Annotated in this window: 15 protein-coding genes, 3 tRNA genes and 1 pseudogene; 12 read left to right on the top strand and 7 right to left on the bottom strand. The window is 42.5% G+C overall.

The features are described from left to right. The first annotated feature begins 182 nt into the window (after positions 1-182). From KPY62_RS07050 to KPY62_RS07040, 3 genes are all read left to right on the top strand, one after another. Positions 183-818: a carbonic anhydrase gene (locus KPY62_RS07050; RefSeq protein WP_216581381.1), complete on the top strand. Its 636-nt coding sequence runs from the start codon at positions 183-185 to the stop codon at positions 816-818. A gap of 78 nt (positions 819-896) precedes the next feature. Next, positions 897-1,472 (top strand): lactoylglutathione lyase, encoded by a 576-nt coding sequence (gene gloA, locus KPY62_RS07045; RefSeq protein WP_216581380.1) that lies wholly within the window; start codon positions 897-899, stop codon positions 1,470-1,472. A 168-nt stretch (positions 1,473-1,640) separates the two neighbouring features. Continuing rightward, positions 1,641-2,573: a mechanosensitive ion channel family protein gene (locus KPY62_RS07040; protein WP_216581379.1), complete on the top strand. Its 933-nt coding sequence runs from the start codon at positions 1,641-1,643 to the stop codon at positions 2,571-2,573. 285 nt (positions 2,574-2,858) lie between these two features. On the opposite strand, the gene KPY62_RS07035 is transcribed toward KPY62_RS07040, so the two are convergent. The 3 genes from KPY62_RS07035 to ribA all read right to left on the bottom strand — a co-directional run bounded on the left by KPY62_RS07035 (position 2,859) and on the right by ribA (position 5,515). Next, positions 2,859-3,332, bottom strand: coding sequence for a c-type cytochrome (locus tag KPY62_RS07035; RefSeq protein ID WP_216581378.1), 474 nt, complete (start codon positions 3,330-3,332; stop codon positions 2,859-2,861). 232 nt (positions 3,333-3,564) lie between these two features. Next, entirely contained in the window at positions 3,565-4,569 is a 1,005-nt protein-coding gene (gene hemF, locus KPY62_RS07030) for an oxygen-dependent coproporphyrinogen oxidase (protein WP_216581377.1), read from the bottom strand. 190 nt (positions 4,570-4,759) lie between these two features. Then, the gene (gene ribA, locus KPY62_RS07025; RefSeq protein ID WP_216581376.1) at positions 4,760-5,515 is read right to left on the bottom strand and encodes a GTP cyclohydrolase II; all 756 of its coding nucleotides are present in this window, start codon (positions 5,513-5,515) and stop codon (positions 4,760-4,762) included. 545 nt (positions 5,516-6,060) lie between these two features. On the opposite strand from ribA, the gene dxs reads away from it, so the two are divergent. Next, the gene (gene dxs, locus KPY62_RS07020; RefSeq protein ID WP_216581375.1) at positions 6,061-8,112 is read left to right on the top strand and encodes a 1-deoxy-D-xylulose-5-phosphate synthase; all 2,052 of its coding nucleotides are present in this window, start codon (positions 6,061-6,063) and stop codon (positions 8,110-8,112) included. A gap of 231 nt (positions 8,113-8,343) precedes the next feature. Then, positions 8,344-9,171: an inositol monophosphatase family protein gene (locus KPY62_RS07015; protein WP_201621726.1), complete on the top strand. Its 828-nt coding sequence runs from the start codon at positions 8,344-8,346 to the stop codon at positions 9,169-9,171. 227 nt (positions 9,172-9,398) lie between these two features. Here KPY62_RS07015 and KPY62_RS07010 read toward each other — a convergent pair whose 3' ends face one another. Together KPY62_RS07010 and KPY62_RS07005 are read right to left on the bottom strand one after the other, a co-directional pair. Continuing rightward, positions 9,399-10,796: a WS/DGAT/MGAT family O-acyltransferase gene (locus KPY62_RS07010; RefSeq protein ID WP_216581374.1), complete on the bottom strand. Its 1,398-nt coding sequence runs from the start codon at positions 10,794-10,796 to the stop codon at positions 9,399-9,401. Positions 10,797-10,928: 132 nt separating this feature from the next. Continuing rightward, positions 10,929-11,762, bottom strand: coding sequence for a thiazole synthase (locus tag KPY62_RS07005; RefSeq protein ID WP_216581373.1), 834 nt, complete (start codon positions 11,760-11,762; stop codon positions 10,929-10,931). A gap of 564 nt (positions 11,763-12,326) precedes the next feature. On the opposite strand from KPY62_RS07005, the pseudogene gspE reads away from it, so the two are divergent. Beyond that, positions 12,327-13,781 (top strand): annotated as a pseudogene (gene gspE, locus KPY62_RS07000) (type II secretion system ATPase GspE). Positions 13,782-13,889: 108 nt separating this feature from the next. Here gspE and KPY62_RS06995 read toward each other — a convergent pair. Next, positions 13,890-14,414 carry a RidA family protein gene (locus KPY62_RS06995; protein WP_228730604.1) on the bottom strand — a complete coding sequence of 175 codons (525 nt, stop codon included), beginning with the start codon at positions 14,412-14,414 and terminating at the stop codon, positions 13,890-13,892. 99 nt (positions 14,415-14,513) lie between these two features. Next, positions 14,514-15,221, bottom strand: a complete 708-nt coding sequence (locus KPY62_RS06990) for a DUF4442 domain-containing protein (protein ID WP_216581372.1) — start codon at positions 15,219-15,221, stop codon at positions 14,514-14,516. Between the two features lie 321 nt (positions 15,222-15,542). Here KPY62_RS06990 and KPY62_RS06985 point away from each other — a divergent pair, with 321 nt between their 5' ends. The 6 genes from KPY62_RS06985 (at position 15,543) to KPY62_RS06960 (ending at position 20,653) form a co-directional block, all read left to right on the top strand. Then, complete coding sequence (locus KPY62_RS06985) at positions 15,543-17,039, top strand: McrB family protein (RefSeq protein WP_216581371.1); 1,497 nt, start codon at positions 15,543-15,545, stop codon at positions 17,037-17,039. 165 nt (positions 17,040-17,204) lie between these two features. Next, positions 17,205-18,875: an McrC family protein gene (locus KPY62_RS06980; protein ID WP_216581370.1), complete on the top strand. Its 1,671-nt coding sequence runs from the start codon at positions 17,205-17,207 to the stop codon at positions 18,873-18,875. Positions 18,876-19,062: 187 nt separating this feature from the next. Further along, positions 19,063-19,139 (top strand) — tRNA-Pro (locus KPY62_RS06975). 84 nt (positions 19,140-19,223) lie between these two features. Next, positions 19,224-19,300: transfer RNA gene (locus KPY62_RS06970), tRNA-Arg, on the top strand. Between the two features lie 40 nt (positions 19,301-19,340). After that, positions 19,341-19,416, top strand: a tRNA-His gene (locus KPY62_RS06965). Positions 19,417-19,717: 301 nt separating this feature from the next. Beyond that, a complete protein-coding gene (locus KPY62_RS06960) occupies positions 19,718-20,653 on the top strand; it encodes an AraC family transcriptional regulator (RefSeq protein ID WP_216581369.1) in 936 nt (311 codons plus the stop codon). Positions 20,654-20,714: the final 61 nt, after the last annotated feature.

Here is a 20,714-nt window from a genome sequence, read left to right as displayed (position 1 = left end):
GCAAACTGAGGGATGACATAATGTGAGGGCTGTTTTATCCTTTGAAGACAGCCATCTCTATTGGTCAATGACTAAGCAACAGCTGCTAATATTAAATTTTCTATTATTATTTTGCTTTTATTGCTATACAATAATTTTGATACTAATGAATAATATAACCCATTTATAATCAAGGATTGCTAATGCCTAATGCTAATCGCCCAAAAACAGGAACGGAAGCGCTTGCATTGCTTAAAGAAGGCAATAAGCGCTATGTGGATAGTTTAACTAGTGATCCATCGATGCAGCGTCGTCCAGAATTAGTCAGAGACCAAGATCCGCTAGCTATTATTTTAGGGTGCTCGGATGCTAGAGTACCAGTAGAAATTGTCTTCGATCAAGGTTTAGGCGATTTATTTGTGATCCGAGTAGCTGGTAATATAGTAGCACCCTCGCAAATCGGTTCTATTGAGTTCGCTGCTGAAAAGTTCGATACTAAATTAGTAGTCGTACTAGGTCATTCAAATTGTGGGGCGGTAAGCGCTTGTGTAGATACCCTAATTAATCCTGAGAAAAACTATTCACCAAATTTACAGTCTATCGTTGATCGTATCCGTCCAAGCGTTTATAACTTGCATGAACTAGCCACTGCTAATGGGCAAGATGTGGATGCCGAAGAGCTTATAAATCGCTCTATACGCGCCAATGTACGCATGTCAGTCAGTCAGCTCAAACATGGCTCACGGGCTTTAGAAGATTTATCAAGTACTGGCCAGCTGTTAATCGTTGGCGCAGAATACAATATTGACACTGGCAAAGTACGCTTTTTAGACAGCTAATAAAGTATTTTCTGCATAACATTATCGATATCAGTAACCTCTGTGCTAATAACATTATTTTAAAAAGTGAGAATAATTATGTCTAATGATACTAATACTAATATCAATGACAGCAGCAATCATATCTCTCAGCCGGCGACTAGTATCCAAGTTCAGGGTGTCCAGTCTATCGCTATGGTAACTAGTGGCTTTACCTTTAATCACACTATGCTAAGAGTCAAAGACCCAGTTAAATCTTTGAGTTTTTATACTGGAATTTTAGGTATGAGCTTATTAGCTATCAAAAAGTTCCCCGAAATGGGCTTTGATTTATACTTTTTGGCTAAGTTGACTGATGAGGAGCGTGACAATCTACCAGCGGGTGATGATTTGGCTATCTACGCCTTCCGTCAGCGTGGTATCTTGGAATTGACGCATAATTATGGCACTGAAACTCAGCAGAACTTTAGCTACCATGATGGCAACGAAGAGCCACAAGGGTTTGGTCATATTTGCTTTACTGTGCCCGATTTAGAAGCTGCGGTTGCTTGGTTTGATGATAACAAGGTTGATTTTAAAAAACGTCCAGAACAGGGCAGTATGAAAAATATTGCTTTTATTAAAGATGTTGATGGCTATTGGATTGAGATCGTGCAGGCCGATCTGATGGGCTAGTGCTCTCAGCACCATTAGTTTTGATTATCGAACTGTACAATTATTAAGTAATATAGTTTTGTGCCTTATACTTTTGAAGCTTATAGTTTTGAAGTTGATACTTTTGTGTTTGATAGTTTTCAATAGCCTAGCGATAAACAGCATAAAAAAAACAGGAATAATCATTCTATGCCTAGCTCTGATACTGACGTTGCAGCGGCTCCTACGGAAGCTCTGACTTACCAAACTATCACTGGCACTGCTAATGAGCTATTAATAAGCTTTGTAGAACGTGTTCCTTATTTAATAGCAGCATTGATAGTCATGCTGATTTTTTGGTTACTATCCAAAGTCTTCAAAAAGGTTGTGATTGAACTATTGGGCAAACAGCGTAACCATCAAAACTTAATCAAAGTCTTTCAGCGAGTAGGCGCGGCGCTGATATTTTTTATTGGTTTTATGATAGCTATGGTAGTTGCTATTCCCGGCTTTACTCCTGCTAAATTAATTGGTGCTTTGGGCATCGGTTCAGTAGCTATCGGCTTTGCTTTCAAAGATATTTTCCAAAACTTGCTATCGGGTATTTTGTTATTGTTATCAGAGCCATTTCGTATCGGCGATCAAATCGTCTCCGGTAGTTTTGAAGGTACCGTTGAAGATATCAAAATCCGTGCTACTACGATTCGTACCTATGATGGTCGACAAGTAGTAATCCCTAACTCAGACCTTTATACCTCGGCCTTGACGGTCAACACCGCTTATAAACAGCGCCGCTTACAGCTAGCTGTGGGCATCGGTTATGCTGATGATATTGAACAGGCCAAAGCACAGATCATCCAAGCGTTAACTAGAGCAGACACGGTTTCAACCTTATCTGCACCAAGCGTTATCGCTACTAATTTGGGAGATTCAACAGTTGATTTGATCGTGCGCTGGTTCATTGAAGATGGTACCCAAGCCAACAAAGTGGCTTCTATTGATCAAGTCCTAATCGAAGTCAAAAAAGCGCTGGATAGCGCCGGTATAGATATGCCATTCCCAGTACGTACTTTAGATTTAAGTGATCCTTCAGTACCAGCCATAGCCAAGCAAATAAAGCAGCCACAGAATGAGGATAACTAGGCTTAGTAAGTAACTAGGCTTAGTAAGTAACTAGGTTTGGTAAGTAACTAGGCTTAGTAAGTAACTAGGTTGGTAAGTAGTTTGTATAAACTACTTCTAACTATGATTGCTAATTTGAGTAAGTGCTGGTCAATCTATGGTCTATTCGCTGGTCAAATTCGTTATGTTAGCTAAGGTTTGAGCACAAAAAAAACCGCCACTATCAAAAATAGGGCGGTTTTATCATTCTATTAACTCTTTAAAATTGCTAGTCTAAGTTGCCAGCATTGGTCTAAGTTAAAACAACTAGTCATCTTTTTTTACTTGGTAATCATCATGGCATGATTTACAGCTTTTGCCAACTGCACCAACAGCCATCTTTATATCATCAGCAGAAGTTGCTGTTTGTGCCACAACATTCAACTCAGCACTAGCCTGTTGAAAATCTTCTGCTTTGGCTTTGAAGTTAGCCATATCAGTCCAAACTGCTTCTTTAGCATTACCAATGGCTGCCTTATCTTCAAAATGAACCCAAGGGCTCTTAGATTCTTCCGCTAAAAATGAGGCTTGCTCTTTTAAAGTTACCGCATCAAAAGTATCTGGCTCTTTTACCATTCCACCTATTGATTTCATGGTATCACCGTAGTTCTTCATAATATCTTGACGGGCTTTTACATCAGGATTGGTAGGGCCGCTACAGGCGCTTAAGCCTAGTGCCAAAGTCATTAACGTGACGCTAGTGATAGATTTTAATGGGGTAAGGTTATAAAATTTTGACATAGTAAAACTCCTTTATACGTGGCTTGTGATAAGCGTATTAAATCATACTGACCTTAAAGTGCTTATGCAAAAACAAGTGGCTACGTTAGACTAGCTATAAATAAAGTATCTCTTATAAAGTTAAGGTCAGCTACAGGAGCTGACCTTCGGATATGCTAAACGTTTACTAGCAAATCTAATTTTATAACGTAAGACATTTATCTGCTTATCAGAGTTATTATGCCAATAAAGACTATAAAGTCAACCAATCCCGAGGTTTTAAGTAGAAGTCAGTCAATTCAAACTCTGGCGTACCAGCTACAGGCTCGAAGCGGTAGTGCCAACTGGCAAGCGGTGGCATGCTAACTAAGATTGATTCAATGCGGCCATTACTCTGTAAGCCGAACAAAGTTCCACGGTCATAGACTAGATTATATTCAACGTAGCGACCACGACGATAAAGCTGAAATTCGCGCTGCTCGTCAGTATAAGGCAGATCTTTGCGCTGCTCAAAGATAGGAATAATACCGTCGAGGTAGCCCTGACCAACTGCTTGCATAAGTTGAAAACAAGTATCGAAGTCCCAGCCACGACTTTCAGTATTGACATCATCGTAGAACAGACCGCCAACACCGCGCTGCTCATCACGATGACGTAAATGGAAATACTCATCACACCATTGTTTAAAGTCCGAGTAGATATTGTCACCAAAAGGCACACACAAGTCATGACAGACTTGATGCCAATGCACACAATCTGCTAATACTGGATAAAAAGGCGTCAAGTCAAAACCGCCACCGAACCACCAAATAGGCTCTTTACCAGCGGCTTCGGCGACGAATAGACGCACGTTAGCATGGCTAGTAGGGACATTAGGATTCTTGGGATGTACTACCAAAGACACGCCCAGCGCTTGCGCTTTACGTCCGGCAATATCAGGATGACGAGCAGTTGCTGAGGCTGGCAAGTTGCTGACATGAATATGGCTAAACATCACTCCAGCTTTTTCGATTACCTTGCCATCAGCTAAAATACAAGATCGACCACCGCCACCTTCAGGACGCTCCCAATCATCGGCCACAAAAGTAGCTGTACCGCCGTCAGCGCTTTCTTGCACTTCTAGGGTCTGACAAATTTTGGCTTGTAGTCCTACTAAAAATTCACGAACTCGTAGTAGATCAGCTGCCGTTACGCCGCCCTCAGATTTTGAAGTGTCTGTGCTGGCAAGGGGTGTAGGATTTAATTTAGGAATAGTCATAAAGATCTCTATTATTATAATGAAGGTTTAGGACTTAGAACTCAGCAGTGGCAACTTATAACTCAGCAATCGTCAATTCACAAAATGCTCTAACTACTGATCGCTCTAGTATTAAGCATTGAGAAACTAAGGTCTTAATGGTCAGAGGCTTTAAAGCGCTATTTTTTATTATCAAAGTACCAGCAGTATTCTAAATTTCTGGGTCTAGTAAATGGCCCATGCGATCACGTTTAGTGGCCAAATAATCAGCATTCATAGCATTGACCCCTACTACTAGAGGCACGCGCTCAACCACTTCGATATCATGCTCAGTTAGGTAAGCGATTTTATCTGGATTGTTAGTAATTAGTCGAACCTTGTCAACGGCTACATGAGCCAGCATAGCGCCACACATATCATAAGTGCGAGCATCGGCTGGAAAACCTAGCATAAGATTGGCATCCAAAGTATCATGACCTTGATCTTGCAGGGCATAGGCTCGGATCTTATTGGTCAAGCCAATTCCGCGACCTTCTTGACGCAAATATAAGATAGCACCACAGCCTTCCGCTTGAATGGCCTGCATGGCGGTATTTAGTTGCGCCCCACAATCACATTTAAGCGAGCTAAAGGCATCGCCGGTTAGACATTCAGAATGAATACGTACTAAAGGCACTGTTTTATTATGCTCATCAAGCTGCTGACGACCATTATTACTAGCCGCATTTACACTGGGCAAAACTTTGTCAGTTGACTTGTTATTAGTGTTTTCAGCCGAGCGGTTAGTAGCAGTAATAGCAGCCACTTGGTTAGTGCTAATGGCACTACGCAAGGTATCTTGCTCGACAACAGGTAGGCCAACCGTGAGCATTACATGCTCTTGACCATCACCGTTTTCAAACATGTGGATATCGAACTCGCCATGACGAGTAGGTAATTTAGCACTGGTAATAAAATGATATGACATTACTGTCCTGCATAGGCCGATGATGTAAACGGCACAAAGTATGAGTATTATGATTATTGGACTGATGGCGACCTTGTTAGTAGGTAACCTATTAGTAACCGATAAATAACAACGATGAGTGCTAGCTATATTGGCATCAATACCCAGAATACTAGTCTACGTTAGCTTTACTAGTCACTTCACTAGCAATAAAACACATAAAATTCACAGAGTAGCCACGATGATTGGAACGATGGGCCAAAAAAAATGCTATTATGCCATACTATTTTAACAGATACAGTCCCGAGTCTTTGCCCTTACATTACTGTATCGTCATCAACATTTAGTATGAATACTCAGTAACAGTGTTTATTATTGAGTCTTACTATAAATGATTAGTGGCGATGCACTAAGCATATCGTTATCTACAGTCAATAATTGCAAGCTTTATGCCGCTATTGTCAAGATTGTAGAATATTCATGTCTCCGCATCATAATGATAACGGAGCGCATTTGATAGGGTAAGGCGGCACCTTGTCAGCAGATTGGTAGGTATAGCACGGTTTATGCAGCAGTCATCTCATTCCCCACAGTCTCGGTCAGCGTCTACTTCGACGTCATCAGCTACTGAGTCTGCTGCGCACCTACACGGTTTGCAACAGACTTATGTGACGATTCCGCATACACGTCCTCAGACCTTGTTATTGGATAGTATCGATAATCCCTCTGACCTTAAGACGTTATCTACCGATAAGCTAATCACTCTAGCTGACGAGTTACGCTTGTTTTTATTATACGCAGTTGGTCAAAGTGGCGGTCATTTCGGTGCCAACTTGGGCGTGGTTGAACTTACTATTGCTTTGCACTATCTGTTAGATGCACCGCGTGATCAGATCGTTTGGGATGTAGGTCATCAAGCTTATGGTCATAAAGTACTGACCAGTCGCCGTGAAAAACTCATTGGTATTCGTGCTAAGGCGGGCCTAACGGCATTTCCTGAGCGTGCAGAATCTATTTACGACACCTTTGGGGTAGGTCATTCATCGACTTCGATTTCAGCCGGCTTAGGCATGAGCTTAGCCTTACGTTACCAAAAGCGTGAACAGACAGTCGCTTGTATTATCGGTGATGGTGCTATGAGCGGTGGTATGGCTTTTGAGGCGATGAATGATGCCGTGCAACAAGATGCTGATCTACTGGTTATCCTCAATGATAACGATATGTCTATATCTTGTTCGATAGGGGGCTTTTCAAGGCATTTAGCAATGCTGTGGGAGTCCGGTTATCAAGTTGATATTTCAGAAACGGGTGAACCAGTTCTGCGTCAGCGCCCTAGCATGCAAGACTTCGATCGACGCAAACGTCATAAGCAGCATCGTGAGGTGCCTAAGATTGAAGATAATTTATTCAAAGCTATTGGCTTTACCTACTTTGGCCCATTTGACGGTCATAATTTGCCGGAGCTTCTGCGGGTATTAGGTAGAGCCAAGCAAATAAAAGGCCCAGTGTTAGTTCATATCTATACTACTAAAGGCAAAGGCTTTGCGCCTGCTGAAGCGGATCCTGTTGGCTTTCATGCCATAGGTAAAGTAGCCGCTGTTGACAGTGTGAAAGATTTGCAGACTAAGCCTGACTTGCAGCAAAAAACGCCTCTAAAGTATTCGCAAGTATTTGGACAGTTTTTGTGTGACAAAGCGCCACAGGATGATAAACTGCTGGCCATTACTCCGGCTATGGAAGAAGGCTCGGGAATGACGGACTTCGCTCGTCAATATCCTGAGCGTTTTTTCGATGTGGCGATTGCTGAGCAGCATGCAGTGACCCTAGCGGCAGGCATGGCTACTCAAGGTGTTAAGCCTATAGTAGCTATTTATTCTACCTTTTTACAGCGCGGCTATGATCAGCTCATTCATGATGTGGCCTTACAGAATCTGGATGTAACCTTTGCCATCGATCGTGCTGGCTTGGTGGGGGAAGATGGGGCAACTCACGCAGGAATATTTGATTTTGCCTTCTTGCGTTGTGTTCCTAATATACTAATTGCTGCCCCTAAAGATGAAAACGAGTGCTACCATCTATTGAATACTTGCTATGAGTATCAAGGCTGTAGTGCCGTACGTTATCCACGTGGTAATGGGGTAGGCGCTGCTATTGAGCTACCAGCACAGCAATATCCAATAGGGCGCGGAGTAGTGGAGTTAGTATTAGGCGCAGATAATGCGGTCACTAAGCTAGCGATTTTAGCCTTTGGTACTTTAGTTGCGACAGCGCAACAAGCTGCTGCTATGCTGATGGATAGTCATACTGATATTCAAGTCCAAGTGGTCAATATGCGCTGGGTCAAACCTCTAGACACTCAACTGTTAGAGAGCTTGATTAGCCAAGGAGTCACCCATATTGCTACTGTAGAAGAGCATGTGATTATGGGCGGCGCTGGTAGTGCGGTAAATGAGTATTTGCTAAATAGCTCGCCGGCCTTTAAGTCTAATAGACCGGCTATTGCTAATATTGGTATTCCTGATAGCTTTTTGGCTCATGGTTCACCTTTAGAGCAGTTAGTTGATGCTGGTTTAGATACGACTGGTGTGGTTGCCCAGTTACAAGCCCTAGTAGTCTGATAGTGGCTGTAATAGGCGCCTACTAAATAGTGGGCTGCTATTACAGCCATTATTTTTATAGCAATTGTTGTTAAACTTACGGTTGCTAAAATCGCTGTTATTAGAGCCACTAGATAATAATTTCGCAGCGCTTTAAAAGCAAAAAACTTTATAGATCATCTCTTTAGAGTTATATTATTTTACAGCTTAAATACTATTTCGTTTTTTATTCCTCAAACAGACAGGTTATTTATGGAACCCATGGTTGTCATCGCAGCGCGTGCTGCTGAAAAAGTTGGTAAAGAGATTTTATACGCGCATCAAAACCGCCATAAAGTTGAATTTGATATTGAGTCAAAAGGTTTAGATGGGCTAGTAACGCGTATCGATCGCTTTAGCGAAAAGTTGACTATTGAGACCTTGAAGAGTAGCTATCCTACTCATTCGTTCTTAGGTGAAGAGTTCGGCATGCAAGAAGGTCGCGGCGAAGATGCTGACTGGTGCTGGATTATTGATCCTCTTGATGGCACCAAAAACTTTGTGCATGGTATTCCACAGTTTTGTGTGTCTATTGCCGTTCAACACAAAGGCGTTACCCAACATGGCGTAGTCTATGATCCTGTCCGTGACGAGATGTTCTCTGCCAGCCGTGGTAAAGGCGCTCGTCTAAATCAGCGCCGGATCAACGTCAGTGAGCGCAAAACTATTGAGGGCGGTCTATTTACTACTGGTCATCCTTTAGAGCGTACACGTAACAATGAAGTGGTCTCTTATGCTAAACAGCATTTTGACAGCTTATTGAAGATTACTGAAGAAGGTGGTCAAATTCGTCGTTTAGGTTCAGCGGCGCTAGATCTATGTTATGTCGCTGCTGGCCGTCTTGATGGCTATTTCGAAATGTCTATTAAGCCGTGGGATATTGCTGCTGGTGAGCTGATTGTTACTGAAGCTCGCGGTACTGTAGTTGATCATACAGGCGCTCATAACTCTATGACTACAGGCTCAATTTTTGCTTGTAATATCAAGTTGTTAAAGCCTTTGATGCAAGTAGTTGTGCCTATCTGGGGCGATGCAGTTTAAGCGGTTATTTAGCGACCGCTAAAAGCTGGATAGTGTTTATAAAAAAAGCTGACGCTATTAAAGAGTCAGCTTTTTTGTGCGGCTAATTAATGCTCAAAGCTGGTTACTGAAGGGTTGTTGCTTAAGATTGTTACTTAAGATGATTACTAAAGGCTTATTATCGAAAGAGTGTTAATGAAACTTGAGTGTTTAACCTTGAATATTAGCGATTCAATACTGCACAATGACTACTTCTCACGTAAGCCCAAACGCTTCTCTTCACTGATACTTTCTAACAAACTTAGCTCTTCTTCGATCAATGCTAGCATGTCTTGCACATGCGGCAATATTTTGCTACAAGCGGTAATACAAAATTCAATTTTGTCTTGATAACTAGCCAGAGTAATGTTCAACGCTTGTCCGTCTACTAGAATAGAAGCGGGATACAAGGCTTTGAGCGGTGCACCATTCCAGTACAGCTGCTTTTTGGAACCCGGTACATTGGAGATGATTAAGTTAAAGGCCTGCTTTCTAGGGAACAGCCCAGTGAATACATTGAGCCCTTCCCAAGCATAAGCCACCGCACTGTAGTTGATAACTTGGGCTTGGTTCATTCGACGGAAGCGACGCTTACCACTGTTCATACTGTCATGAATCAGCTGCATACGCTTTACTGGATCGTCTAAGTGAGTCGCCAAATTGGCCATCAAAAATGAGATTTGATTGCCAGAATCGCTATCATCACAACGTAATGACATCGGTACAAAGCCTATCAATGGCTTAGTTGGCAGGGCATTCATATCCAATAAATAACGACGAATTGCCCCTGAACAAACTGCCAGCACCACGTCATTTTGGTTCATCTCAAAGCTATCAGCGATGCTATAAAAACGCTTAATATCATAAGACTGCGCTGCGATACGCCGCGAGGCTGAAATACGTTGATTAAGTATACTCATAGGCGCATCAAAAGTGCCAACATAATCGATATCGCCACTATGCTTTAGATTATCTATTAGCTCAGTGAATACCGGTTTGATAGTAGACAGTTGTTCTTTGATGATGCGTATCACTGAACGTGCTGCAGGCTGCACTCTTTCAGCTTTATTGCCATGACGAGTCATCAGCGACCATAGCGGCAACGTCATCGGTTCGGTTGGTGATTGTGACAATGCCTTTTCAACAATGCGCATAGCAGCAATACCATCAACCAAAGAATGGTGGATTTTAAAGTATAAAGCAAAGCGCCCAGGCCTACCTTCGAACTCAGGTAAGATCCCTTCGATGACATGACACTCCCATAGCGGCATAGCGCGATCAAGCAAGCGACTGTGCTCTTTCGATATGTACATCAATAGCTCACGCACCCGACCAAGATTAGGTAGCGCGACATGGCGGAAGTGATGTTCAACATCGAACTGATCGTCTTGCTTCCAAAAAATTAAATTTTCTAACACTTGGTTAAAAGGAAAACTTGGCGGCACCGTTGAAGTCTGCATCTGCTGCACTAATTTATAAACAAAGTCGCTATCGGCACTTTGTTCATCTTCAGGGAGCTCAAACAAAAACAAACCACCGACATGCATAGGTTGTTTGCGCGACTCTAACAGTAAAAATAATTGATCAACGGCGGTCATAAGTCGCATAATAAGTCCTTTTACGGCGATTAGTAATTAATGAGATGATAACTTATAAAAATTTGCTAAAAAGTTTTAGGCAAGTTGGCAGTGGACAGCTTATCGAAAGCAGTTACCTACCAACTTGTTATTGCAAAGCTTTTATTGGAAAAAATAGCCAGTTTGCGGTGAGCTGGCAGTAGCCATTCTGCGCATCGGCATACGACCTGCCAAAAATGCTTGGCGTCCTGCCCAAACCCCATGCTTCATCGCCTGCGCCATCATTACCGGATTTTGTGCATTGGCAATCGCTGAGTTCATTAGCACCCCATCACAGCCAAGCTCCATGGCAATAGCAGCATCTGATGCCGTACCTACGCCTGCATCGACTAATACAGGTACTTTAGCATTTTCAATAATCAAGCTGAGTGTATGGCGATTGAGAAGACCTAGACCTGAGCCAATCAAGCTACCCAAAGGCATTATAGCTACACAGCCCATACTCTCAAGCTCTTGCGCGACTATGGGGTCATCTGAGGTATAAACCATGACCTCAAAACCATCATCGATCAGAATTCTAGCTGCTTTTAGCGTTTCCATAACATTGGGATAGAGACTAGTCTCATCGCCCAACACTTCTAACTTCACTAGATTATGCCCTCCTAATAGCTCGCGAGCAAGTTTACAAGTGCGCACGGCACTATCGCTATCGTAACAGCCAGCAGTGTTTGGCAGAATAGTGTATTTATCTGGAGAGATTACATCTAACAGATTGGGCTCATTACGGTTCTGGCCTATATTAGTTCGACGAATAGCTACGGTAACGATTTCTGCAGCAGAGGCGGCAATGGCTGCACCAGTCTCGTTCATGTCTTTATATTTACCGGTACCAACTAACAACCGTGATGAAAAAGTACGACTGCCTACTGTGAAGCTGTCTGAGCCTAATGAGTTTTGCTGATTAATAGTGGCTTCTTGGGTGTTAGCTTGTGACATAGATAGAGTCCTGATAACGGATAGGCAATAAAAGTAAAGCAGCGACTAAAGTTAGGCTGGATTAATCAGCCCTTTATAGCGATTAATCATCGCTATAGGAAGTTATCAACTCAGCAAATAAAGCATAGAGTCTGTTTATTGATAACCTGCTGTAGGTATAACAAAATGTTATTATAACAAACTCATCTAAACTCACGACCACTCTTTTTGCCTTTTCACTCAACAGTTAGCTTGTTAATAAATAGAGGTTTATTAGCCGGTTTTAGGAAGTTTGATAGCGAGTGGTTGGAGCATTTATTGGCTAATTGTTAGAGTCATTAATAACTAGCTATTAGTTACTTATCAGGGAGATAATTGCAGTAACTAGCAAATAAATTAGCTGTTAAATAAATTAGCTAGCAAATAAAGTAGCTGTTAAATAAAGCAACTATGCCAACAAATCGCTGAGTATTGCTTTACCTTGAGCCACCCAACATTCTTTGTCAGGTCCTTCTTATGATGCAATTGCCTTACAGTTTTGCCAAGCGCCATCAGCTATTAATCCTCTTGGCTATTTAGCCTGAGCTGTCGCCGACCTTAGTATTGACTAAGGCGACGCCGCTATCTGCTATTAACGAAGCAGTACGGTTTTTACAGCAGCAAGGTATACGGGGCGCACCGACTTATGAGAGCATCAGTCCTGAAGATTTTGAAAATCGCATGAATGCGGCTTATTCAGGTAACACGGGCGAGTCGCAACATATTGCTGCTGGTCTAGAAGATCATCCTGACCTAGATAGCCTAGCGGATAGTGTTCCTGAAACGGAAGATCTTATGGACATCCAAGATGATGCGCCTATTATTCGTCTTATTAATGCACTGCTGTCAGAAGCGATTCGTCTTAATGCCTCAGATATACATATTGAGACTTTTGAGAAGCGTCTAGTGGTTCGTTTTCGTGTCGATGGCGAGCTCAAAGAAATCATCACTCCCAAAAGACAGCTGGCACTATTGCTAGTATCTCGTATCAAAGTCATGGCTAAACTTGATATCGCTGAGAAACGAGTACCACAGGATGGTCGTATCAGTCTCAGGTTAGCAGGCAGAGAAGTCGATGTTCGTGTCTCGACGCTACCTTCAAGTTTTGGTGAGCGAGTGGTGATGCGGCTACTAGATAAGCAAGCTGGGCGCTTGAATATGACCTATCTAGGCTTATCTGATGACGACTATCAACAGCTTAAGCGCTTGATCTATCAGCCACACGGCATTATTTTAGTCACCGGTCCTACAGGCTCTGGTAAAACCACTACTTTGTATGCAGGCTTGACTGATCTTAATGATCAGACTCGCAATATCTTAACCGCTGAGGATCCTATTGAGTTTCAGCTCGATGGTATTGGACAGACGCAAGTGAATAATAAAGTTGATATGACTTTTGCGAAGAGTTTGCGGGCTATGTTACGCCAAGATCCAGACGTAGTTATGGTCGGGGAGATTCGTGATCTTGAGACCGCTGAGATTGCTGTGCAAGCCTCATTAACCGGTCACTTAGTACTGTCAACTTTGCACACTAATACCGCTATCGGTGCAGTGACTCGTCTGCAAGATATGGGCGTAGAGCCGTTCTTATTATCATCCTCATTGATAGGGGTAGTCGCTCAGCGCTTAGTACGTACTTTATGCAGCCATTGACAGAGTTGGCAAGTAGCAGATGCTGAGCAAGCCAAGCTATTTAACGAGATTGATCTGCCAATCGATAGCGTAATAAAAATACCTAAGGCGGTCGGTTGTGATAAGTGTAATCAATCAGGATTCAAAGGACGTACTGCGCTATATGAAGTCGTCCCTGTGGATGATACTTTGCGACGAATGATTCATAGTAATACCGCAGAGTATGAGCTGGAGGAATACGCGCGTAAAAACACTCCTTCTATCCGTGCTGATGGACTACGTAAGGTGCTGGCAGGACGTACTACTTTAGAGGAAGTGCTACGCGTCACTAAAGAAAGCGCCATGCTCGATGACGCTGTGGTTATTTGACAGCAGTGTTTATTTTAAAGCTTTTTATTGAAAAGCTTTGGTTATCTAAAGTCTTTTTATAGTTAAGCGTTGGTTATTAAGCTTAACTATAAAACTATTGAGCGAAATTTATTTTGCAGCGATACATTCAATCTCAACACTAGCACCAGCGGCTAGCTCTGTAACCCCAAAGGCTGAGCGTGCTGGATAAGGCTTACTCAGCTCGCTCTGATAGACTTTATTAAAGTCGCCAAAGTCGTCCATATCAGTCAACATAGCGCTACACTTGATGATATCTGACTTTTGATAGCCGTACTCTAGCAATACCATTTGGATATTATCTAGTGCTTGCTTAGTCTCAGTTTTGATACCACCTTTAACTAGCTTGCCGTCTTTAAAGCCAATTTGACCTGACATATATAAAGTATCGCCAACTCGCACAGCTTCTGAGAACGGGTATTTGCCACCATCACCCAAGAACAGCGGCGCGGATTTGCTATAAGTAGGATTAGTAGTAGTGGGGGCCGCGTTGGCGCTGATAGCTAAGCTCAACGAGCCAGCGGCTATTACTAGTGGTATTAATGGAGTTGCCAGTAATGGGACTGCTAAGCGACGCACTACAGCGCGAGTCATTTTGCTAGGGTTGCTAAACATAGAAACTTCCTTATTTATAATAGTATTATTTGCTTTTCTGATGATCGTTGTTGAGCTTAATGATCGACAAAGTCGCTAAGTCGCAACTTATATCAGCAGTTATTTATTCAAATCGCTATTCGACTGTGGGTCCGCTGCTGGTTTTACGTTTTGTTTTTTATTGTTACTGTTACTGTTACTGTTATTGCCTTCACGTCTAGCTTCAAGCTCAGACTTAGGTATCCAAGCCCAAGTCATCTCAACTACTATAGGATCGCGCTCGCTATCGGACTCCCGATCATTGATAACACAAGGGATAATCATCTCACCTTTAGGAGTATTAACAATCTCCAGACGTTGCTCATCTGATAAAGTAGCGATAGCCGCTACTTGACCTTTTTTAAGCGGTCGATAAAAATTAACGGAGTAAGACTTTATTAATAATACTCGATCCATAGGTAAGTTCAAACCAAGAATAAAACCAGTAGCCGTTTCAGCTAGTAAAGTAACAGCAACGGCATGAATAGAGCCGATATGGTTCTGAACGTTTTTACTATTATTTAGACTGACGACTACTTTATTAGGCTCAACAGTTTCATAATACACGCCAGTAGTGCCAACATAAGGCACCACTTTGCCAAAAGCTTTAGATAATACTGTAGAGCGTGCAGAGGCAGGCAGATATTTGGTCACTGATAATAGTTTGGTAAACTGATTACTAATCGGCTTCAGTTTATCATTCAAAACCTCCGCTTGGGGAGTAATAGCTTTCGCAATTTTGGTAGGTAACTTGGCTTTGTTGGATAGTTTATTCAGTAATTCTGACATAGCGCATTCCTTGGATTTGAACAAAACGATAGCAGTTAATTCATACAATAAAAGCAGTAATGCTATGATTATTAAGATGTTTATTAATTAGTGTCTAGATTTATGTGGCCAGCTTTAGCTAGGCTAGTATCTCAATGCTATTACAACTATGGTAGCATTAACTGACACTTTACTAATACTCATAACATAGACTGTTGCGCTTATAAAATAACCTTAGTGGAGACTTTAATTTCTAATTAACCATAGGTTACTGCGTTTGCGCTCTTTTGCTTTACTAGGTGCCTTAAGCAAGTGCTATCTCTCTCAACAGCTAGGTTTATTATGCGTGACATTTCTGTGAATACTGCTACTAACGTTATTTATACGGGTGTTGCTGGTACAGGCAAGACTTACCAGTTGCTACAAATCGCTCAACAGTACACCGATCAGTTGCCAGTTATTGACCATCAGCAACTATTAGCGCACCTGCTACAGCCACTGAGCTGGCGAGAAGTCGTTTGTCTAGTCATGCTCGGTTTACGAGCTGAGCAGCAGGATTTAGCAAAAGTACCTGAGATTGTAGCGCATGAGTTATTCGTCGCCAAAGCTGCCCAAAATGCTCGGGCAAAAAACCTTAATAATACCGCTTGGTCAGTGCTGCAAATGTACAGTCCAGTAGACTCTAAAACCGTCAGCTGTGATAACCGTGCTAGCCAAGCTTACTTCGATAAAGATGAGAGTGGCGCTTGGTATTTATTGGCAGACAGTTTGCCATTATTGACTGATTTAGCGCAGCAGTTGACTGAGCTTAAACAAGTGCAGGATGAGCAGCAGCCTAAACAAGGCCAAAGCTCTAGCGCTCAAAGTAGTCAGCGTTTTAGTATGGTCAGCTTCCATCAAGCGTATGGTTATGAGGAGTTTGTGGAAGGTATTCGCCCAGTGCTCAGCGCCGGTACTCAGAACCAGCAAAGCAGTCAAATGCACTATGATATCCAAGATGGGGCTTTTTTAAAGTTATGTCAGCGGGCAGCTAATGATCCTGAGCGGCGTTATGCGATGCTGATCGATGAGATCAATCGTGCTAATGTATCGCGAGTATTCGGTGAGCTGCTAAGTCTAATTGAGCCAGATAAACGTAGTGGTCAAGCGCAAGCTATGCAAGTGAATTTGGCTTATTCTGGTCGAGCTTTTGCCGTGCCTAATAATCTTGATATCTATGCCACTATGAATACTCAGGATCACTCTTTAGCGCCACTCGATATGGCGATGCGACGCCGTTTTCGCTTTATCGATTGTCCGCCACGGCCGGAATTATTAGCGACTATCCAAGTGCCTGATAGCCTAGAGAATGAGCTTTCAAACCCGCCTAAACTATCAACTAACGCTGCTAATAATGCTCCTAATGAGCAAGCAGTGACAGTTATAGATTTAGCAAAAGTTTTGACTGGTTTAAATCAGCGTATCGTACAAGTATTAGGGCCAGAGGCACAATTGGGTCATGCTTTTTTATGGTCATTGACGACTCTTGGCCAGTTACAAACCGCTCTTATTGAACAGATTATCCCGCAATTGGCGCAAGCGACGGGGGGACAGTTGGCATTACTACAGTATCTATTTAATGATGAACAGCAACCTTTGTATGCGCAGTTTATTCAGGATAGTCAGGCGCATTTTAATAGTCAAACTAATATTCAAGCTGGCTATACTGACCCTATGTTCAATACCCAACAGGCGCTGTTAGGTCAGTCGATGGCCGCTAACAGCTATCAAGTTAATGCGCAGCTGGTTGCTAGAACAGGTACCTTCGCTAAGGCTAATGTTTATCAACGCTTATATTAATCCGACAGTAGCTATGAGAAATCATCAACGCCTCTATATAGTGGTTGACGTTTTCCAGCTATTAGCAACTATGTTGATGCTCAAAACTATACTGCTGCCCAAAACCATGCTAATACTCAAAAACATACTGCTACCTAGAACCCTAGTGATACGGATGAATCGTAGATGCCAATAGATACTATCAATAGCCGTCAGCCCCAGCTTGCGCCAGTAAATAGAAGTGTCCCATCGAGTAGTAAGCGTCAACAGATTGGTTTAGTAGCCTCCAATAATTTAATTATTAGTGTGTTTGAGCATCAACGCTTGACGGCAAAAGACTTTAGCCAAGCTAGCGATTTTAGTTGGTTATTAGCGCAAGAGTTTGAGGTGTTCAGTTTGAAGCGCCAGCGTGGGCAATGGCAACTAAAAGTAGGGCACTACATCGGTATCATTATGCTCCCTAGTGGTACGACTCTTGAGATATTGCCTAAACCTATCGCTACTGATCACAACGCCGGTACTGATAGTTCGAGCAATCATGGCTCAAGCACTTACAATATAGCGCTTACCCGACAGTGGGTGCAGCAAATGCTCAGCGATCTATTCGACAAGGAGAATAACAGGTTACCGCATCGTAAAAACTTAGCTCAAATCAGTACTAACTTACAGCCTTTGCCTTCCTTAGCGATGCAGCCTTTACCTCTGTCTGAATGGCTAGTAAAGCAGTTTTTACAGCTACTACCACGCTATCAGCCAGCCCATTATTATCAGGCAAGTGTTCAGAATAAGAGCATGCTACAAGGTAAATTACTGATCAAAGAACAACTGCGACGCAATGCTATGCAGCCGCATAAGTTCGTCAGCGAAGTTAGTAGTTTAAGTATAGATATGCTCAGTAATCGCTTGATAAAGAGTGCTTTAGTATTGCTTGAGCCGCTGTTGGCTCGATCATCGTGCTCTGAGCACTCTAATGGCTCAATAAAGAATTTGGCAGCACAGCCGCTACTGGCTTGGCAAGCGGTAACGGCCTGTAATCAATACGAGTTGCGCCAGCTCGATAGTTTATATTTATCAGCGAAGCGCCAGCTAGCTATGCAACCCTTAGCACGTGAACAGCTGCAAAGCGCTCAGCAGTTATTAGAGTGGGCCTACTGGCTGCTGCAGAGGCAGCAGCTAGCTGTGCAGGTAGGTAACAGCCTGAGAGCTAACAACAGCGCTCTGGCGGCAGCTAGACAGCCAAGGCTATGCATATTATTCAACATGAACCAAGCTTTTGAGCAATGGGCCAGTTTACGCATCGCTATGAGTTTTGCGCAGCTTGATAATAATTATCAAACCTTATATCAGGCGCAGCATAGTTGGCTAAGAGATAAGTGGGGTCAGACCTGTCTGTCTATACGCCCTGATCTTTTGATTGGCAAGCGGTTTACTAGTGTAACTAATAGTCGTGATACCAATAGCGTTAATGGTTTTCGAAACAATGCTCATCTTAATACCAATAACAATTCTGATAATGCTGCTGATCAAAATAATCATTACCAGCTCAATGATGCTCAAAACGCTTTTAACTGTAGTCATGTGATCGATATAAAATGGAAGGCTTTAGTACAGCCGTCATCTGTCAGTGCCAGTGACGCCTACCAGCTGGCCAGTTATGCCCAAGCTTATCAAGCTGAGCAAGTATGGCTAGTTTATCCGGTTGCTAATGCTAGTAACAATAATATTCATCGACCTACTGTGTTGAAACAGCACGGTGCTACAGAGCACTCTAACCTTAGCCAGCAGGCAGAGTTATGGCTAATGCCGTTTAATGTCCTAACCGCCACCTTAAATGACTGGCCGCTAGTGATAAAGTAGAGCCTATCAACCATAGAATTGCGGTTTTAATAAAAAAACAGCTTTTATTTTAAAATAATTGAAAATAGCTGTTGACAGGGAGGCCATAAGCCCTTAATATGTGCACCTCGATAGCGAGGAACGTTAACCAGTTAGCAGCACTATTAACCAGTTAATACAATCGTTTTATCGAGGTAATAGAGAACATCGGAGTGTGGCGCAGTTTGGTAGCGCATCTGGTTTGGGACCAGAGGGTCGTAGGTTCGAATCCTATCACTCCGACCATCTATTTTAAGAGCCTTACAGGCTTTTTTTTATGTATAAAGGTTTAGTTGTTTATAGGCCTAGATAGGTAAAAAGCCCTTAAGAGCGCCTGTAGCTCAGCTGGATAGAGCATCTCCCTTCTAAGGAGGTGGCCGCAGGTTCGAATCCTGCCAGGCGCACCATTTAGCCTGAAAATATTGCCTATTATTGGCAACAGTTATGGCGGTTGTAGCTCAGTTGGTAGAGCCCCGGGTTGTGATCTCGGTTGTCGTGGGTTCGAGTCCCATCAGTCGCCCCATATTTTATTCGTTATAGTTCATTAAATTTATAAAACAACATTTGCCTCTTTTGGCATTTTTTTTCGTCTGCGTTTTTAGTTGCTCCCTCTACTCTCAGTTGCCAGTATATTTAAAGTATTGGTCATCAGCATCATTTATCAAACCTCGCTATATTTACCCCTCTAAATTTAACCGATATGCAGCGTACTTATATTCTTACTTAAAGTCCAAAATAAGCGATTTACCTTGTATGATGGCTATTAAGTAGTTTATTTTGCTACGGTTGACTAATCAGTCAATACACCATTAAGGAAGTAGGTTATGGACGCACTGAGTGTATTACTACAAGAGGTGCATTTGATTGAAACAAAATATCACCGTTTAAATGGTTGTGGTGATTGGTCTTATTCGTTTTCTAGAAAAGACACTATTATGTTTTATTTAGTATTATCTGGTAGCTTCTGTATTGATTTAGGCCATGAAGTACGACAAGCGAATACTGGTGATACGATCATGATTGCTAACGCCACTCAGCACGTGAGTTATGCGTTACATCACAATGGTGATAACGCCAAACCTTTAGATGACTTATTGACTATTGATGACAGTGATATCCTGCAACTCAATAGTGGCGATGTTAACAATGCTTGCTTAATATTGATTGAATGCCAGTACGATAAACAAATGATTCGTCCTTTATTATCAGTATTACCCTCTATGTTGCCAGAGCTAGGGGTCAAATCAGATGGTCGCTTCGGCGTTATGGATGTAGAGGTTAAGCTATTAGCCTTAGAGTCTGAGCATCAGCGTATGGGCAAGACAGCGGTGATCAATCACTGGGCTAGTATTATGATGATTGAATGTCTACGCACTTATATAGAGAGCTTGCCTGAGGCTACAGACAGCTGGTTACAAGCCATGAAAGATCCCTATCTGGCCAAAGCACTAGCAGCGATGCATGATGCGCCTAATAACAACTGGACTATTCATAGGCTTGCGGAAGTCGCTGGCATGTCACGATCGAGCTTCGCGCAAAGATTTAAGGACGTAGTGGGCATGCCGCCACTGACTTATTTGATTGATTACCGACTACGGCTAGCAGCGCGCTATTTACGCTTGCAACAGAACAGCATTAGTCGGATTAGTGAGTTAGTAGGTTACGCTTCAGACTCAACTTTTAGCCAAGCATTCAAACGCGTTTATGGGGTTTCGCCAAAAGCTTATCGTCAGAGGTATCGCCATAAGCTGATCTCTTAAAGATCATCGGTGCTTTGATCGAAGGTTCAACACCCCCTAGTAGCTCTATTTTATTTACACT

The organism is Psychrobacter sp. TAE2020 (genome assembly GCF_018919485.1).
In the GTDB taxonomy this organism is placed as follows: domain Bacteria; phylum Pseudomonadota; class Gammaproteobacteria; order Pseudomonadales; family Moraxellaceae; genus Psychrobacter.
This window is presented reverse-complemented; position numbering and strand designations above follow the sequence as displayed.

Coding starts and splice junctions, on each gene's coding strand:
- KPY62_RS07050 (WP_216581381.1), top strand. CDS start 183: ATGCCTAATGCTAATCGCCCAAAAACAGGAACGGAAGCGCTTGCATTG.
- gloA (WP_216581380.1), top strand. CDS start 897: ATGTCTAATGATACTAATACTAATATCAATGACAGCAGCAATCATATC.
- KPY62_RS07040 (WP_216581379.1), top strand. CDS start 1,641: ATGCCTAGCTCTGATACTGACGTTGCAGCGGCTCCTACGGAAGCTCTG.
- KPY62_RS07035 (WP_216581378.1), bottom strand. CDS start 3,332: ATGTCAAAATTTTATAACCTTACCCCATTAAAATCTATCACTAGCGTC.
- hemF (WP_216581377.1), bottom strand. CDS start 4,569: ATGACTATTCCTAAATTAAATCCTACACCCCTTGCCAGCACAGACACT.
- ribA (WP_216581376.1), bottom strand. CDS start 5,515: ATGTCATATCATTTTATTACCAGTGCTAAATTACCTACTCGTCATGGC.
- dxs (WP_216581375.1), top strand. CDS start 6,061: ATGCAGCAGTCATCTCATTCCCCACAGTCTCGGTCAGCGTCTACTTCG.
- KPY62_RS07015 (WP_201621726.1), top strand. CDS start 8,344: ATGGAACCCATGGTTGTCATCGCAGCGCGTGCTGCTGAAAAAGTTGGT.
- KPY62_RS07010 (WP_216581374.1), bottom strand. CDS start 10,796: ATGCGACTTATGACCGCCGTTGATCAATTATTTTTACTGTTAGAGTCG.
- KPY62_RS07005 (WP_216581373.1), bottom strand. CDS start 11,762: ATGTCACAAGCTAACACCCAAGAAGCCACTATTAATCAGCAAAACTCA.
- KPY62_RS06995 (WP_228730604.1), bottom strand. CDS start 14,414: ATGTTTAGCAACCCTAGCAAAATGACTCGCGCTGTAGTGCGTCGCTTA.
- KPY62_RS06990 (WP_216581372.1), bottom strand. CDS start 15,221: ATGTCAGAATTACTGAATAAACTATCCAACAAAGCCAAGTTACCTACC.
- KPY62_RS06985 (WP_216581371.1), top strand. CDS start 15,543: ATGCGTGACATTTCTGTGAATACTGCTACTAACGTTATTTATACGGGT.
- KPY62_RS06980 (WP_216581370.1), top strand. CDS start 17,205: ATGCCAATAGATACTATCAATAGCCGTCAGCCCCAGCTTGCGCCAGTA.
- KPY62_RS06960 (WP_216581369.1), top strand. CDS start 19,718: ATGGACGCACTGAGTGTATTACTACAAGAGGTGCATTTGATTGAAACA.